Origin of the sequence: Homoserinibacter sp. GY 40078, from assembly GCF_008017545.1 — a bacterium.
GTDB lineage: Bacteria > Actinomycetota > Actinomycetes > Actinomycetales > Microbacteriaceae > Homoserinibacter.
Genome location: NZ_VRTZ01000001.1, coordinates 1,238,415 through 1,253,253, shown reverse-complemented (window position 1 = coordinate 1,253,253; position 14,839 = coordinate 1,238,415). Strand labels below are relative to the sequence as shown.

At 70.4% G+C, this 14,839-nt stretch carries 14 protein-coding genes; 3 read left to right on the top strand and 11 right to left on the bottom strand.

The window, feature by feature from the left end; all coding sequences use genetic code 11:
- Positions 1-78: 78 nt before the first annotated feature.
- Together FVQ89_RS06050 and FVQ89_RS06045 are read right to left on the bottom strand one after the other, a co-directional pair.
- The gene (locus tag FVQ89_RS06050) at positions 79-873 is read right to left on the bottom strand and encodes an alpha/beta fold hydrolase (RefSeq protein WP_222706042.1); all 795 of its coding nucleotides are present in this window, start codon (positions 871-873) and stop codon (positions 79-81) included.
- A 43-nt stretch (positions 874-916) separates the two neighbouring features.
- Positions 917-1,114, bottom strand: a complete 198-nt coding sequence (locus tag FVQ89_RS06045) for a hypothetical protein (RefSeq protein ID WP_147900957.1) — start codon at positions 1,112-1,114, stop codon at positions 917-919.
- A gap of 228 nt (positions 1,115-1,342) precedes the next feature.
- Here FVQ89_RS06045 and FVQ89_RS06040 point away from each other — a divergent pair, with 228 nt between their 5' ends.
- A complete protein-coding gene (locus FVQ89_RS06040) occupies positions 1,343-2,206 on the top strand; it encodes a DUF4349 domain-containing protein (protein WP_147900956.1) in 864 nt (287 codons plus the stop codon).
- Between the two features lie 11 nt (positions 2,207-2,217).
- Positions 2,218-3,618 carry an MFS transporter gene (locus FVQ89_RS06035; RefSeq protein ID WP_304599184.1) on the top strand — a complete coding sequence of 467 codons (1,401 nt, stop codon included), beginning with the start codon at positions 2,218-2,220 and terminating at the stop codon, positions 3,616-3,618.
- Between the two features lie 31 nt (positions 3,619-3,649).
- On the opposite strand, the gene FVQ89_RS06030 is transcribed toward FVQ89_RS06035, so the two are convergent.
- The 8 genes from FVQ89_RS06030 to FVQ89_RS05995 all read right to left on the bottom strand — a co-directional run bounded on the left by FVQ89_RS06030 (position 3,650) and on the right by FVQ89_RS05995 (position 12,109).
- Positions 3,650-4,069 carry a pilus assembly protein CpaE gene (locus tag FVQ89_RS06030; protein WP_147900955.1) on the bottom strand — a complete coding sequence of 140 codons (420 nt, stop codon included), beginning with the start codon at positions 4,067-4,069 and terminating at the stop codon, positions 3,650-3,652.
- 54 nt (positions 4,070-4,123) lie between these two features.
- Entirely contained in the window at positions 4,124-5,671 is a 1,548-nt protein-coding gene (locus tag FVQ89_RS06025) for a carbohydrate-binding domain-containing protein (RefSeq protein ID WP_187264926.1), read from the bottom strand.
- 20 nt (positions 5,672-5,691) lie between these two features.
- Complete coding sequence (locus FVQ89_RS06020; protein WP_147900953.1) at positions 5,692-6,453, bottom strand: polyphosphate polymerase domain-containing protein; 762 nt, start codon at positions 6,451-6,453, stop codon at positions 5,692-5,694.
- Positions 6,453-7,070 carry a DUF4956 domain-containing protein gene (locus tag FVQ89_RS06015; RefSeq protein WP_147900952.1) on the bottom strand — a complete coding sequence of 206 codons (618 nt, stop codon included), beginning with the start codon at positions 7,068-7,070 and terminating at the stop codon, positions 6,453-6,455. Before FVQ89_RS06015 ends, FVQ89_RS06020 begins: the two co-directional genes overlap by 1 nt.
- A gap of 138 nt (positions 7,071-7,208) precedes the next feature.
- On the bottom strand, positions 7,209-8,447 hold the full coding sequence (locus FVQ89_RS06010; RefSeq protein ID WP_147900951.1) for an alpha-hydroxy acid oxidase: 1,239 nt from the start codon (positions 8,445-8,447) through the stop codon (positions 7,209-7,211).
- A gap of 5 nt (positions 8,448-8,452) precedes the next feature.
- Positions 8,453-9,112 carry a GntR family transcriptional regulator gene (locus tag FVQ89_RS06005; protein ID WP_147900950.1) on the bottom strand — a complete coding sequence of 220 codons (660 nt, stop codon included), beginning with the start codon at positions 9,110-9,112 and terminating at the stop codon, positions 8,453-8,455.
- Positions 9,113-9,251: 139 nt separating this feature from the next.
- A complete protein-coding gene (gene glpX, locus FVQ89_RS06000) occupies positions 9,252-10,229 on the bottom strand; it encodes a class II fructose-bisphosphatase (protein ID WP_147900949.1) in 978 nt (325 codons plus the stop codon).
- The gene (locus FVQ89_RS05995; RefSeq protein WP_147900948.1) at positions 10,226-12,109 is read right to left on the bottom strand and encodes a phosphoenolpyruvate carboxykinase (GTP); all 1,884 of its coding nucleotides are present in this window, start codon (positions 12,107-12,109) and stop codon (positions 10,226-10,228) included. Before FVQ89_RS05995 ends, glpX begins: the two co-directional genes overlap by 4 nt.
- Positions 12,110-12,216: 107 nt before the next feature.
- Between FVQ89_RS05995 and FVQ89_RS05990 the strand changes: the two genes are divergently transcribed.
- Positions 12,217-13,650 (top strand): helix-turn-helix transcriptional regulator, encoded by a 1,434-nt coding sequence (locus FVQ89_RS05990; protein ID WP_147900947.1) that lies wholly within the window; start codon positions 12,217-12,219, stop codon positions 13,648-13,650.
- A 73-nt stretch (positions 13,651-13,723) separates the two neighbouring features.
- Here the strand turns inward: FVQ89_RS05990 and FVQ89_RS05985 are convergent, their stop codons facing one another.
- Positions 13,724-14,734: a LacI family DNA-binding transcriptional regulator gene (locus tag FVQ89_RS05985; protein WP_187264925.1), complete on the bottom strand. Its 1,011-nt coding sequence runs from the start codon at positions 14,732-14,734 to the stop codon at positions 13,724-13,726.
- Positions 14,735-14,839 lie beyond the last annotated feature (105 nt).

The following is a 14,839-nucleotide window of genomic DNA, read 5'->3' as shown; positions in this document are numbered from 1 at the left end:
CCTAGAGCGCACGGTTTCGACACGCCCAGCCCCCGCGAGCGGGCCGGCGAGCAGGCTGGCGAACGCTTAGCCGGGTCCCTAGTCCCGCCCGGATGGCCGGTCGACCGCCGCCGCGACAGCCCTCGCCAGTCGTTTACCGATGAGGTGATCGCTCGCCCGCACCCGCGTGACGGAGACCCCGCGAATCCGCTCCGCGATCCGGATGCCGCCCGGCGAGGCGAACTCATCGAGCGTGCCGTAGAGGATCTCCACGGGCACCCGCAGCGCCGCCAGATCGGAGATCGCGGTCTGCGATTCGATGGTGTGCTCGAGCGACTTCACGAACGGCACCCAGGTGCGTTCGTTGATATCCATGGCGCGCGGGATCGCGAGCAGGTCGCCCACGATGCCGCCGTTGCGGAGGGTGAACTCGCGGTTCTCGCGGATGTAGCGGTACGCGCGCAGGTAGAAGTCTTGGCGCATGCGGTCGCGGTCGTCCGAAAGCGCATCCGGCGCGAGGTAGATCGGCGGGCTGACGAGCACGAGCCGACTCACGCGCCCCCGGTGCCGCGCCGCGTAACGGGGCGCGATGAGGCCACCCATCGAGTGCCCCACGAGGATGAACGGCTCACGCAGTCGCAGGCTGCGGATCGTGCGGTCGAGGGCCGCGACGTGCTCCTTCAGGGTGAACTCGGCATCCGCGGGGATCGGCGAACCCCCGAAGCCCAGCAGATCGATGAGGATGCACCGGTGGCTGCCCTCGAGGAGCGGCACGACGTTCGTCCAGGTGATCGACGACGACGCGATGCCGTGAATGAACACGACCACCGGCCCCGAGCCGCGGTCGTCGGCAACGTGCAGAAGAGGAGCACGCCGGAACGGAGACCACCCCATGCCCCGAGGGTATCGGGGCATGGGGTGGTGGGCTGCCGCGGGATCAGTCCTCGCGCAGCTTCTCCTTGTAGTCGTTCTTCGCCTTGACGCTGTCGCGTTCGGCCTCGGCCTTCTTCACGTCAGCCTCGGCTCGGGCCTCGTCGGCCTTGTCGGAGATGCGCTCCTTGGTGTCGTCGACCCACTCGCCGACCTTCTCACCGGTGGCCTCGGCAGCGTCCTTCGCCTGGTCCAGGAATCCCATGTCGTCCTCCTCTGACTCTGAAAGGAATCGCACGACGGCCGATCCGCCGTACGTCCTCTTCATTGGATCGCGGCGAGACGGATGCCGACACGGGCTTGACACGACGCAACGGAGTGCCTACACGCGCATCCGGTCTCGGCGCCCGTGATCGGACCGTGATCGGAAGACGATCGAATCGTGATCGAGGTTGGGTGGTGGAACCCCCGAGCGCGGTCCTACCGTGACGACATGAGGCACATTCGACGTTCTTCCGCCCTCCTCGTGGCGGTCGTGGCATCCGCGATTCTGCTCTCCGGATGCAGCGCGCAGCAGTACGGCAGCGGTGGCGACATCGCGGTGGACTCGGCCGACGGCGAGGTCGTGAGCGGAGGCGACACGGGCGAGGCCGGCTCGGCCGAGGAGCCCGGCGAGGCTGATCGCGCGGTCGTGATCACCGGGAGCATCGTGATCACGGTCGATGACCCGATCGAGGCGGCGACCGACGCGACCGCGATCGTCACCGAGGCGGGCGGGCGGGTCGACGCCCGCAACGAGATCGCACCGCGCGACGATGAGGAGGCGAGCGCCACCCTCACCCTGCGCGTGCCGGCGGACTCCGTCGAGGAGGTGCGCGCGCAACTCGCCGAGCTCGGCGACGTCGATGAGACGCAGTTCGACGCGGTCGAGGTGGGCGCGACGCAGCGCGACCTCGAGGTGCGCATCCGGACCTTGCGAACCTCGATCGCGCGGTATACCGACTGGCTCTCCGACGCGACCGAGACGACCGATCTCATCAAGCTCGAGACCGCGATCGCGGATCGCCAGACCCAGCTGGAGACGCTCGAGGCCGAGCAGCGCGCGCTCGCCGATCAGATCGCGATGTCGACCATCACGCTGCACCTGCGCTCCGAGGGTCTCGCGCCGCCGCCCGAGGGTCCCTCCTCGTTCGTCGAAGGGGTCGCCGTGGGGTGGAACGCCTTCGTCGGGTTCTGGGCGGGAGTCGCGGTGGCGGCCGGGATCGGCCTGCCCTGGCTGCTGCTGCTCGGCGCCATTGCGGCGGCGATCGTCGTGGTCGTGCGACGGGCGAGCAAGGAGCGCCCCCAGGAGAAGTAGACACTGTTCACATGTCGGTGGGTACCGGCTACCCTGACCGGATGCGGACCTTCTTCCAGGTGCTCGTCAACACGGGTATCGCCAACGTGACCACGAGCTACCTCTGGTTCGCGCTGACCTTCTGGGTCTACCTCGAGACGAGGTCGGTGCTCGCCACCGGCATCATCGGCGGCGCGTACATGCTGCTCGTCGCGCTGTTCTCGATGGTGTTCGGCACGATCGTCGACCGGCATCGCAAGCATCGCGTCATGGTGTTCGCGGGCATCGTCACCCTCATCGCGTTCGGGCTCGCCGGGGGCCTCTACCTGCTGTACCCGGAGTCGCAGCTCGTCGACATCGGCGGGCCCGCGTTCTGGTTCTTCACCGTGATCATCCTGATCGGCGCGGTGGTCGAGAACATGCGCAACATCGCGCTCTCGACGACCGTGACGCTGCTCGTCCCGGAGGAGCGTCACGCCAACGCGAACGGCATGGTCGGCACGGTGCAGGGGCTCGCCTTCACGGTCACGAGCGTGTTCAGCGGGCTCTCGGTCGGCCTCCTCGGCATGGGGTGGACTCTCGTGATCGCTCTCGTGCTCACCGCCGCCGCCCTCGTGCACCTGCTGTTCCTGCGGGTCCCGGAAGACGAGCCCGTACGCGACCCCAACCGCACCGGGCTGCTCGACCTGCGCGGCAGCATCACCGCGGTCCGCGCGGCGACCGGGCTGTTCGCGCTCATCATCTTCTCGACGTTCAACAACTTCATCGGCGGCGTCTACATGGCCCTCATGGACCCGTACGGTCTCGAGCTCTTCCCCGTGGAGCTGTGGGGGGTCGTGCTCGGGGTGACCTCCACCGGCTTCATCATCGGCGGCCTCGTGATCGCGAAGTTCGGGCTCGGCCGCAACCCCATCCGCACCCTGCTGCTGCTCGTCATGGTGATGGGCCTCATCGGCGCGGTCTTCACGTTGCGCGAATGGTGGTGGCTCTACGCGGGCGGGATCTGGCTCTACATGGTGCTCGTGCCGGCCATCGAGGCGTCCGAGCAGACGATCATCCAGAAGGTCGTCCCGTTCGAGACGCAGGGCCGCGTGTTCGGCTTCGCGGCCGCGTTCGAGTCGGCGGCGGCGCCCATCACGGCGTTCCTCATCGCCCCGCTCGCCGAATTCGTGATCATCCCCTACGTCGAGTCGAGCGACGGCTCCGCGGCGCTCGGCTGGCTGCTGGGCGAAGGCGAGGCGCGCGGCATCGCGCTCGTGTTCCTCGTGGCGGGTCTCATCATGGTGCTCGCTGCGGCGGCCGCCTTCCTCACGAAGTCATACCGCACGATCTCGGCCCAGTACCTCGGCCAGTCGAAGTCGGTGCCGGTTGAGGATCTTGCGGTGCCGAGCACGAGCCGCGCGGCGGCCGGAGGCGACGGGGGCGTCGACTGACCCGTTTCACGGCCCGCGTCCGGGCGGCGGCTCAGGACGCCGCGCGGATGAGCGCGAGCAGCGCCTCGCCGTACGCCTCGGTCGCGTCGTCGGAATCGAACGCGCGGACCTCACCGCCCAGCTCGATCACCACCCGGTAGACGACACCGCCCTCGGGCAGCGCCTCGCGCTCGAGAAACCGGAACGAACCCCGCAGCAACTCGCGCAGCTGCTCCTCCCGGGGCAGCCAGAGCGCGTCGTCGAGGGCGACCGAGTCCAGCGCCCACTCGGTGGTGCCGTTGAAGCCGAGCACGGTGCCCGTCGGGTAGTGATGCGGCTCGATCGTCATGTCGCTGACGGTGAAGACATCGCCCTCGAACTCACCACCCGCGATCTGGAACGCATCGCCGGATGCGGGGGTCCAGACGAGTCCTGCGTCGCGCAGAGCGCGGGCGAGCGTCGTCGAGATCATCCACCCAGTGTGGGGCAGCGGACGCGCGGACGCCGGGCGCCCGCGCGTCCGAGGTCATCCGCGGGACGGTCCGCGGTCGTCGCCGTCCATGCCGCCACCGCCCATGCCACCGCCCATGTCGCCCGCGAGGGCCTCGCCCGAGGTTGCGGTACCGGCCTCCTGGCCGTCGACGAGCACGGTGTAGCTCGCGCCACCCACGACATCCGGAGTGCTCACCACGACGCTCGCGAACTGCTTCGTGGCGGTCACCTCGGCGATGACCTCGCCATCGGCATCCACCACCTGCACGAGCTGCCCCGCCGATCCGCTCGCGAGCGCCGCCACGAAGCTCTGCGCCGAATCCGTGTCGGGAGACTCGGCCATGCCGGAGCTGCCGATCGCGACGAGCGTCCCGCCCGAAACCGTGAGGCTGCCGTTCGTGTCGAGCGCGCCGTTGCCGTCACCCGTTGGGCCGTAGACGGTGACGGTTCCGCCGGACATCTCGAGCGATCCGTTCGAGTCGAGGCCGTCGCCTTGCGCGTCGATCACGACCTCGCCACCCGAGATCGAGATCAGCTGGCCGCCGTCGCCCATTCCGCCGCCCATGCCGCCACCGCCAGAGGAGTCGCCGCCTGAGGCGTTCACTCCGTCGTCGTTCGACGTGACATCGATCGTGCCGCCCGCGAGCGAGATCGTGAAGCTCTCGAGTCCCTCCTCGGAACCCGCCACCGTCACATCGCCACCCTCGATCACGAGGATCGTCTCGGAGTGCATGCCGTCGTCGGCGGCGGAGATGCTGATCTCGCCTCCCGTGACCACGATGTCGGTGGCCGCATCGAGCCCGTCGTCGCCGGTCGTGAGGTCGAGCGTCCCGCCCGCGATCTCGATCCAGCCCTTCGTCTCGTCGTCGTCCGTGTCGGACTTCAGGGCGTCGCCACCCGAGGCGTCGACGGTGATGTCGCCACCCTTGACGACCAGCGAGTCATGGCCGCGCAGGCCGTCGTCGCCGGAGGTGACATCGATCGCGCCGGAGAGGATCACGAGATCGTCGCTCGTCGAGATGCCGTCGTCGACCGCGGTGACCTCGAGCGACCCCGCGCCCGAGATCGTCAGGTCGGCGGCCGAGGCGATCGCGGCGTGGAAGTCCGCGTCGTCCGCATAGGAGGCGCCCGCATCGGTGACGGTGTTCGTGGTGCCGTCGGCGAGGTAGATGCCCACGTCGTCCGCCGAGGTCACCTGGATTCCGGGGCCACCGTCACCCGCGATGTCGGCGCCGTCGAGGATCAGCACGACCAGCGCATCCTCCCCCGCGTCGATCACCACGCCACCCGTGTACTCCCCCGAGAGGCGATACACACCGGCCTCCGAGATCGTCACGGTGTCGGAACTCGCCGCGATGTCCACCGCGTCGCTCGCGCTCCACTCGTCGTCGTTCACCGTGGTGGCGTCGGAGTTCGCTGCGAGCACGGCCTCCGCCGAAAGGTCGTCGGGGACCACCTGGGTCACCGTTGCCGTCGTCGAGTCGGATCCGGAGCTCGTCGCCGCGACGGCGCAGCCGGTGAGGCCGAGGGCCGCGGCAAGAGCCGCAGCCGAGAACAGGAGTGCGGGGCGTCGTGTGGTCATGGGGTTCTCCTTCCGGGAGATCAAGCGGCCGCTGCGAAGTGACGTCGCAGGACGCGGTTCCATTTGTGCGAAGGAAGGTCGGGCCGGAGGGCCGCGAGACCCGTGCCGAACTTCGACACCCGTACGGGCCGGTGGCCGCGTGACCACAGCAGCCGGTCGAGCTCGGATGCGGCGCCCGCCGACTTCGACTCGACGATCGCGAGGCCGGGCAGCTCGAGGTGGGCGCCGTCGGCGTCCTCCCATGCGAGGTCGGTGTCGACGGTGGCGCGGCTTCCCGTGCCCGGCAGATAGAGGGTCTCGCGGCGATAGCGGGTGACGAGCGTCGGCCGCAGCCGGTCGGGGTCCGGCACGCCGAGTTCCCCGAGCGGCGCCGCGGCATACGCCGCGCCTTCGGGCGTGAGCTCGTCCCGGTGCTCCAGCTCGTACTCGAGGCGCTCCTTCACGGTCGCGCTCCGGGCGCCTTTCGTCTTCAGCTCGAGGTACGCGGCGCCCGAGTCGAGATAGCTGCGGGTGCGCAGCTTGAAGCGACGCCGGCGACCGAGCGCCGCCATCCGGTAGCTCAGGAGGTCGTCGGTGTCGAAATACAGCGACTCGTACTGGGAGGCGCGGATGCCATCCACTTCGAGCGCCCGCGTCGAGCGGTCGAGGGACGCCAGCACACGCTCGGCGTCGGCACGCGGCAGCACGTACTTGCGGTCGATCCGGGTCTGCAGCGCGGCGAGCTCCAGCAGCTCCGCGAGCCCGATGCCCGGGAGGTCGGCGGGGACGAGGATTCCGGACATCAGCGCACCCCCACCTGCGACGCACGGGATTGGGCGGCGGCGACGGCATCCGCGATGCGATCCCCGCCCGGTTCGCGCGGCAGTTCGTAGCGGACCTCGACGACGGTCGAATCATCGATCAGGTCGAGTCGACGCACCGTCACCCGGTGCACCCGCGCCCCCAGCATCCGCTCCAGCTCGACGCGCAGGACGGCCTCGTCGGTGTAGGCGCGATCGAGTCGCACGACCTGCTGCCGATAGCGGCGGAGCAGGAGGCGGCTGTCGCCGAGTGCGAGCACCGCGACGATCAGCGCCATCAGCCCGAGCGACACGAGAGGCGCCGCGGACCCCAGACCCGCCACGAGCCCGAGCGCGAGCGAGGCGAAGTAGTACGCGACCTCGTGCTGCTCGATCTCGGAGGACCGCAATCGGATGATCGACAGCACGCCGAACAGTCCGAGCCCGATACCGAGCCCCGCCGCCGAGGATCCCAGCACGATCGAGACAGCGAGCACGCCGACGTTCACCGTGAGGAACGCGACGACGAGATCGCGACGACGGTGCCTCGGCACGTACAGGCCGAGCACGAGCGACGTGATCGCGACGAGGTCGGCGGCGATGAGCAGCAAGGCGTCCATGGATTCCTCCGGGTCGGGACGGGTGTGACGATCCCATCCCGCCACGGCGGGCTCATGAGAACCCTGGCGGTTCCTTGGTGGCTCCGGGGAATCCCTCGTTCGCCCGCTGGACGTGCGGTGCGGTGCAGTGCGTGCGGGTCAGCCTGCCGCGCGCGGCACGAGCCGCTGCAGCTGCGTCACGTGCGCCGGTTCCAGCTCGGCCAGCGACGACGCCCCGAGGAGCTTCATGGTGCGCACGAGCTCGCCCGTGAGGATCTCGATCGTGCGGTCGACGCCCGCTCGCCCACCCGCCATCAGGCCGTACAGGTAGGCCCGGCCGATCATCGTGAACTTCGCGCCGAGCGCGACCGAGGCAACGATATCGGCGCCGTTCATGATGCCGGTGTCGACACCGATCTCGACATCCGCGCCGACCTCGCGCACCACATCCGGCAGCAGGTGGAACGGGATGGGCGCGCGGTCGAGCTGACGGCCTCCGTGGTTGGAGAGGATGATGCCGTCGACGCCCGCCGCGGCGAGCGCCTTCGCATCGTCGACGTTCTGCACGCCCTTGATCACGATCTTGCCGGGCCACATGCCGCGGATGACGTCGAGGTCGTCGAACGAGATCGTCGGATCCATGGCCGCGTCGAGCAGCTCGCCCACCGTGCCGCCCGTGGACTGCAGCGAGGCGAACTCGAGCTTCGGGGTCGTGAGGAAGTCGAACCACCACCACGGACGCGGGATCGCATTGACGATCGTGCCGGCCGTGAGCTGGGGAGGAATCGAGAACCCGTTGCGCTTGTCGCGCAGGCGCGCACCCGCGACCGGGGTGTCGACGGTGAACTGGAGGGTGTCGAATCCCGCCGCCGCGGCGCGCTCGACGAGACCGTACGAGATCTCGCGCTGCCGCATGACGTAGAGCTGGAACCAGTTGCGGCCATCCGGGTTCGCCGCCTTCACCCCCTCGATCGAGGTCGTGCCGAGGGTCGACAGCGTGAACGGGATGCCGGCCGCACCCGCCGCGCCCGCGCCGGCGACCTCGCCCTCGGTCTGCATGAGGCGCGTGAATCCGGTGGGCGCGATCGCGAACGGGTACGCGCTCGGGCCGCCGAGGATCGTGGAGCTGGTGTCGACCTCGGCGGCGGGGCGCAGGATCCGGGGGCTGAATTCGACATCCTCGAACGCCTGGCGCGCACGGGCCAGCGAGAGCTCGCCCTCGGCCGCGCCATCCGTGTAGTCGAAGGCCGCCTTCGGGGTGCGGCGCTTGGCGATGTCGCGCAGGTCGGCGATCGTGAGGGCGCCCTGGAGGCGGCGCTTCTTCGCATCGAGTTCCGGCTTCTTGAACTTCATGAGCTCGAAGAGCTCGGCCGGGCGGGGGAACTGACGCTGGACCATGCGGGTCACCTTTCGTGGGCGGAGTCGATGTGCGCGAGCAGGCGGTCGCGCGAGGCGAGGACGTGGGTGCGGGCGAGCCGGGCCGCGTCGACCGCGTCGCCGGCCGCGATGGCGGCGAGGATGCGGCCGTGCTCGTCGGCGACCTCGGCGACCGAGCGCAGACGGTGCGCCTCGACCTGCGCGATGGCGAGCTCGATCTCACCCATGAGCAGACCGTGCAGGCGAGGCAGCCGGGTGGACGGAGCGCCTTCGACGAGCGCGCGGTGGAACGCGATGTCGGCGGGTGCGTAGGCGGCATCCGGCGCGAGGGCGGCGAGCGCGTCGTGGGCACGCTGGGCGTTCGGCGGGATGTTCGCCTCGGCGGCGAGCAGTTCGACGGCGGCGGCTTCGAGGGCGGCGCGCGCGGCGAAGAGGTCGGTGATGTCGGAGGCGCCGAGGCGCGGAACGCGGGCGGCGTGGTGGGGCTCGCGGGTGAGGAGCCCGGCGGCGACGAGACGGTCGATGCCGATGCGGGCCGTGGGACGCGCCATGTCGAACTCGCGCGAGACGAACGCCTCGGTCACGGGCGCGCCGGGGGCGATGCGGCCTCCCAGGATCGCGTCGCGCAGGGTCGCGACCACGGCATCCGGAAGGACGCCCGACGACCCTGTCTCCCCTGAGCTCACCCGCCGACCCTACCAGATTGTCTAACAATCCCCCTTTCCCCTTGAGGGGTCGCAAACTGCGCTCAACACGCCGTGTCTCGCGCAGTTTGCGACCCCTCAGGGGGAGGGGGGGAGGGAGGGAGGGAGGGGGACGCGGGGGCTACTCCCAGCGGTGGGCTCGGTAGTCGGCGGTGATGCGGCGCATGGTGCCGGAGGCGCCGCGCACCACGATCGACTCCGTACGGATCACCGGACCGAGCTTGCGCACGCCGTCGAGCAACGCCCCGTCGGTGATCCCGGTCGCGACGAAGAAGGTGTTGTCGCCCGCGACGAGGTCGTCGGCCTCGTACACGTGGTCGAACAGCAGACCGGCCGCGGCACCGCGCTCGCGCTCCGCGTCATCCTGCGGCATCAGCCGCCCCTGGATCAGCCCGCCGAGCGCCTTCACCGCGCACGCCGTCGCCACACCCTCCGGGCTGCCGCCTACGCCGACGCACATGTCGAGCCCGCCGTCCGCCGAGGCCGCCGCGATCCCACCCGCGACATCCCCGTCGAGCAGCAACCGCACTCCGGCACCCGCCGCGCGAATGTCGGCCACGAGCCCCTCGTGCCGCGGCCGGTCGAGCACGCCGACCGCGAGGTCGCCGACCCGCTTGCCCGACGCATCCGCGAGCGCGCGCAGGTTCTCAGCGACCGGGCGGCGGATATCGACCACGCCGATCCCCGCCGGTCCGGTCACGATCTTCTCCATGTAGAACACGCTCGACGCGTCGAGCATCGTGCCGCGATCCGACGCCGCGATCATCGAGATCGCGTTCGAGCGCCCCGCGGCGGTGAGCGATGTGCCGTCGATCGGATCGACTGCGATGTCGCACTCCGGCCCATCCCCCGTGCCCACGACCTCCCCGTTGAACAGCATCGGGGCGCGGTCTTTCTCGCCCTCGCCGATCACGACCGTGCCGCGGAACGCGACCGTGCCGAGGAACGCCCGCATGGCATCCACCGCGGCGCCGTCAGCGGCGATCTTGTCGCCGAGCCCCACGAACGCGGATGCGCGGATCGCCGCCGCCTCGGTCGCCCTCACCAACTCCAGCGCGAGGTTGCGGTCGGGTACGGCGGTTCCTTGCACGAAGCTCACGCGACGGCCTTTCTGTCGATCTGCTGCTCCAGCCGGGCGCGGAGTGCGTCCAACTGGCGGGTCATGGCGGCGGGGAGGCGATCACCGAAGCGCCCGAAGAACCGCTCGGTGTCGTCCGCCTCCGCGAGATGCGCGGCGGGGTCGATGCGGAAGAGCTCTGCCCATTCGGCGTCTGTCACCCCCGCGGCGCGGTGGTCGATCCCCGAGACCGACGGCACACGGCCGAGCGGGGTGTCGACGGCGGGTGCCTCCCCCGCGATCCGCTCGACGATCCAGGCGAGCACGCGGCCGTTCTCGCCGAATCCGGGCCAGAGGTACGAGCCGTCGGCGTCCTTGCGGAACCAGTTCACCTGGTAGACGGCCGGCACTCCCCCGGTGCGACGCAGCGCCGTTCCGATGTCGAGCCAGTGCGCGAAGTAGTCGCCCATGTTGTACCCGCAGAACGGGAGCATCGCGAAGGGATCACGGCGCAGCTCGCCGACCGCCCCCTCCGCCGCCGCCGTCCGCTCGGATGCGATCGTCGCCCCCAGGAACACGCCGTGCTCCCAGTCGCGCGCCTCCACGACGAGCGGGACGCCCGTCGCCCGGCGCCCTCCGAAGATGATCGCGTCGATCGGCACTCCCGCCGGGTCCTCCCAGTCGGCGGCGATCGAGGGACACTGCCCCGCGGCGACCGTGAACCGCGCGTTCGGGTGCGCGGCGGGCAGCCCGGAGTCCGGCGACCACGCCTCGCCCCGCCAATCGGTGAGGCCATCCGGCGGCGTCGCCGTCAGCCCCTCCCACCACACGTCCCCGTCCGGACGCAGCGCGACGTTCGTGAAGATGGTGTTGCCCCACAGCGTGTCGATCGCAGTGGGGTTGGTGTCGTAGCCGGTGCCCGGCGCCACGCCGAAGAATCCGGCCTCCGGGTTGATCGCGCGGAGGCGCCCATCCGGCCCGGGCGCGAGCCAGGCGATGTCGTCGCCGAGGGTCTCGACCGTCCAGCCCGGAAGCGTCGACCGCAGCATCGCGAAGTTCGTCTTGCCGCAGGCGGACGGGAAGGCGGCGGCGATGTGGAAGCGCCTGCCACGCGGGTCTGTCACCCGCAGCAGGAGCATGTGCTCGGCGAGCCACCCCTCGTCGCGAGCCATCGCCGACGCGATCCGGAGAGCGAACGACTTCTTCGCGAGGATGGCGTTGCCGCCGTAAGCCGACCCGAACGACGCGATCTCGCGCGTCTCGGGGAAGTGGCAGATGTACTTCACGGGGTTCGACGGCCATGCGACATCCGCGTCGCCCGGCTCGAGCGGCGCGCCGACGCTGTGCACGGCCCGCACCCACGGAGCGCCAGCGTCGATCAGCTGCCGAACGGCGTCGCCGACGCGCGTCATCACCGACATGCTCGCGACGACATACGCCGAGTCGGTGAGTTCGACGCCGAGTCGCGAGAGCGATCCGCCGACAGGCCCCATGGAGAACGGCACGACGTAGAGCGTGCGTCCACGCATCGCCCCGCGGAACAGATCGCGGAGCTCGGCGCGCATCGCGGTCGGCTCGCGCCAGTTGTTCGTGGGGCCGGCATCCGCCTCGTGCTCGGAGCAGACGAAGGTGCGCGACTCGACCCGGGCCACGTCGTCGAGGTCGCTGCGCGCGAGGAAGCTGTAGGGGCGGTGCTCCGCGTTGAGGCGGATGAGGCGCCCCTCGTCGACCATCCGCGTGAGGATCCCGTCGAGCTGAGCCCGCGATCCGTCGACCCACACGACTTCGTCGGGCTGGAGCAACTCGGCGTATTCGGCGACCCACTCGGCGAGCGCGGGTGCGGCGGGCGTTGCGGGCGCGGGCGCGGCGGGCGTCGCGGATGCGGATGCGGGGCGCGCCGATGGCGGGGCGGTGACAGTCATGGGAACCTCCGTGAAGATCAGTTCTGATTTCCACTCTGGCGCGCAGAAGAGGCACAGATTGGCGAACACCGCGGAAATTTCCGCTGATCTTGACGTAGCGTTGATTCATGGCCGATCTCGCGACGCTGGGGCAGCGCATCCGTCATTTCCGCACCGCCGCCGACCTCACCCTCGGCGAGCTGGGCGAGGCGATCGGGGTATCGACCAGCCAGCTGTCGCTGCTCGAGAACGGCCGGCGCGAGCCGCGCCTCTCACTGCTCACCCAGCTCGCCGAGCGCCTCGGCGTACCCCTCTCCGAATTGCTAGACGACGCCCCTCCCTCGCCGCGGGCCGCGCTCGAGATCGAGCTCGAACGGGCGCAGTCCGGCGCCCTCTACGCGGAGCTCGGCCTCCCCGTGCTGCGGCCCGGCCGCGGCATGCCCGACGAGGTGCTCACCGCGATCGTGGGGCTGCACCGCGAACTCGACCGCCGCTCGCGCGAGGCGATCGCGACTCCCGAGGAGGCGCGTCGAGCGAACACCGAGCTACGGGCCCGGATGCGCGAGCGTGACAACCACCTGCCCGAGATCGAGGAGCTCGCCGAGCGGGTGATGGCCGAGGTCGGATACGAGCGCGGGGCCGTGACGCACCGCATGGTCGCCGTCATGGCCCAACGGCTCGGATTCGAGCTCGTGCACGTGCACGATCTGCCGCACTCGGCACGCTCGGTCACCGATCTCGAGAACGGGCGGATCTATCTGCCGCCGGCGTCGATCCCGGGCGGGCACGGCCTCCGCTCGATGGCGCTGCAGGCGATCGCCCATCGCCTGCTCGGCCACCGGGCCCCGCGCGACTACGCGGAGTTCCTGCAGCAGCGGCTCGAGATCAACTACTTCGCGGCCGCGTGCCTCATGCCGCGGGCGCAGGCGGTGCGGCATCTCACGCAGGCGAAGGCCGACCACGACATCGCGATCGAGGATTTCCGCGACGCGTTCGGGGTGACCCACGAGGCGGCCGCTCTGCGTTTCACGAACCTCGCGACCGCGCACCTCGACATGCGGGTGCACTTCCTGCGGGTCGGCGGCGACGGCTCGGTCGCGAAGGCGTACGAGAACGACGGGCTGCGGCTGCCGACGGATGTGACCGGTGGCGTGGAGGGGCAGATCGTGTGCCGGTTCTGGGCGGCGCGCACGGCGTTCACGCGGATCAACCGGACGACCGAGTTCTACCAGTACACCGACACGCCCGAGGGCACGTTCTTCGAGTCGAGCCAGACCGGCACGGGCGCGAGCGACGAGTTCTCGATCACGGTAGGGGTGCCGTTCGCGGAGTCGAAGTGGTTCCGGGGGCGTGAGGAGACACGGCGAGAGCAGTCACGATGCCCGGATGCGAGCTGCTGCCGTCGTGCCCCGAGCGAGCTCGAGTCGCACTGGGCCGGCAAGGCTTGGACGAGCGCGAAGGTGCACGCGCACATCTTCAGCCCGCTGCCATCCGGCACCTACCCCGGGGTCGACGACCGAGAGGTCTACGAGTTCCTGGAAACCCACCGTGCGACGTCGTGACGTCGTCTGCCATAGACATGTCTAGAGCGCCTCGGACACCCGCGCGGCGGTGTCTCTCGCGCCGGAGACATGTCTAGCGCAGAGGACGAGAAGAGGCTCGGGTGATGAGCTCGGGCTGGAAGACCACCTGGCGCGGCGCGAGAGTCGGGTCGTCGGCCTCCTCGAGGAGGATGCGCAGCGCCGTCTGCCCGATGAGGCGACTCGGCTGACGCACGGAGCTGAGCGCCACGATCGTCGCCTCCGCGAAGTCGATGTCGTCGAAGCCGACGATCGCGATGTCGTCCGGCACTCGCAGCCCGCCCGCCATCACGAGCGCCTGCAGCAGCCCCACGGCGAGCAGGTCGTTCGCGGCGAACACCGCATCCGGGCGTTCGGCGGCATCGCGGGCCAGCAGCTGCTCGCCGATCCGGCGCCCCTCGAACACCGAGAGCGACGCACCTTCGAGCACCTCCAACCGCGCATCCGGCACGGCTCCCACGGCCTCACGCGCCCCCGCCAGTCGATCCCCGACCTGGCGGATGCCGAGCGGGCCCGCAACGAACGCCACCCGCCGGCGCCCGAGGTCGAGCAGGTGCTCGACGGCGATCCGGCCGCCGGCCACGTCATCCACCGAGACCGAGCTGAGCACCCCGCCGTCCGCTCGGCGGTCCACGAGCACGACCGGAGTGCCGTGCGCGCGCAGCCGCTCGAGCCGCTCGCCCTCGTCGCCGAGCGGCGACACCAGCACCCCGCGCACGCGCTGCTCCTCGAAGAGATCGAGGTAGGCGGCTTCGCGTTCGAGGTTCTGGTCGCTGTCTCCGAGGAGCACCGACACCCCGTGCGCGGATGCCTCGTCGCCGGCGCCCCGCGCGATGTCGGTGAAGAACGGGTTGCGGGCGTCGAGCACGACGAGTCCCACCGAGCTGGAGCGTCCCGCGCGCAGCTGGCGTGCGGCGTCGTTGCGCACGTAGCCGAGCTCGCGGATCGCGTCGTGTACGCGGGCAACCACGGCCTCCGAGACGCGCTCGGGTCGGTTGAGCACGTTCGAGACGGTGCCGACGGAGACGTCGGCGAGCTCGGCGACGTCGCGGATCGAGACGGCCATCGAGTTCCTTCCGATCCGTCGGGCGCGATCTGGCCAGGTTAGCCGAACGGACGACTTGACCTCCGTCGCGCCACGTCCTACTGTTGCCGATAGTGAATCGTTTCA

Coding starts and splice junctions, on each gene's coding strand:
- FVQ89_RS06045 (WP_147900957.1), bottom strand. CDS start 1,114: ATGGGATTCCTGGACCAGGCGAAGGACGCTGCCGAGGCCACCGGTGAG.
- FVQ89_RS06015 (WP_147900952.1), bottom strand. CDS start 7,070: ATGGACGCCTTGCTGCTCATCGCCGCCGACCTCGTCGCGATCACGTCG.
- FVQ89_RS06020 (WP_147900953.1), bottom strand. CDS start 6,453: ATGTCCGGAATCCTCGTCCCCGCCGACCTCCCGGGCATCGGGCTCGCG.
- FVQ89_RS06030 (WP_147900955.1), bottom strand. CDS start 4,069: ATGATCTCGACGACGCTCGCCCGCGCTCTGCGCGACGCAGGACTCGTC.
- FVQ89_RS06035 (WP_304599184.1), top strand. CDS start 2,218: ATGTCGGTGGGTACCGGCTACCCTGACCGGATGCGGACCTTCTTCCAG.
- FVQ89_RS06050 (WP_222706042.1), bottom strand. CDS start 873: ATGGGGTGGTCTCCGTTCCGGCGTGCTCCTCTTCTGCACGTTGCCGAC.
- FVQ89_RS05995 (WP_147900948.1), bottom strand. CDS start 12,109: ATGACTGTCACCGCCCCGCCATCGGCGCGCCCCGCATCCGCATCCGCG.
- FVQ89_RS05990 (WP_147900947.1), top strand. CDS start 12,217: ATGGCCGATCTCGCGACGCTGGGGCAGCGCATCCGTCATTTCCGCACC.
- FVQ89_RS06040 (WP_147900956.1), top strand. CDS start 1,343: ATGAGGCACATTCGACGTTCTTCCGCCCTCCTCGTGGCGGTCGTGGCA.
- FVQ89_RS06010 (WP_147900951.1), bottom strand. CDS start 8,447: ATGGTCCAGCGTCAGTTCCCCCGCCCGGCCGAGCTCTTCGAGCTCATG.
- FVQ89_RS05985 (WP_187264925.1), bottom strand. CDS start 14,734: ATGGCCGTCTCGATCCGCGACGTCGCCGAGCTCGCCGACGTCTCCGTC.
- FVQ89_RS06025 (WP_187264926.1), bottom strand. CDS start 5,671: ATGACCACACGACGCCCCGCACTCCTGTTCTCGGCTGCGGCTCTTGCC.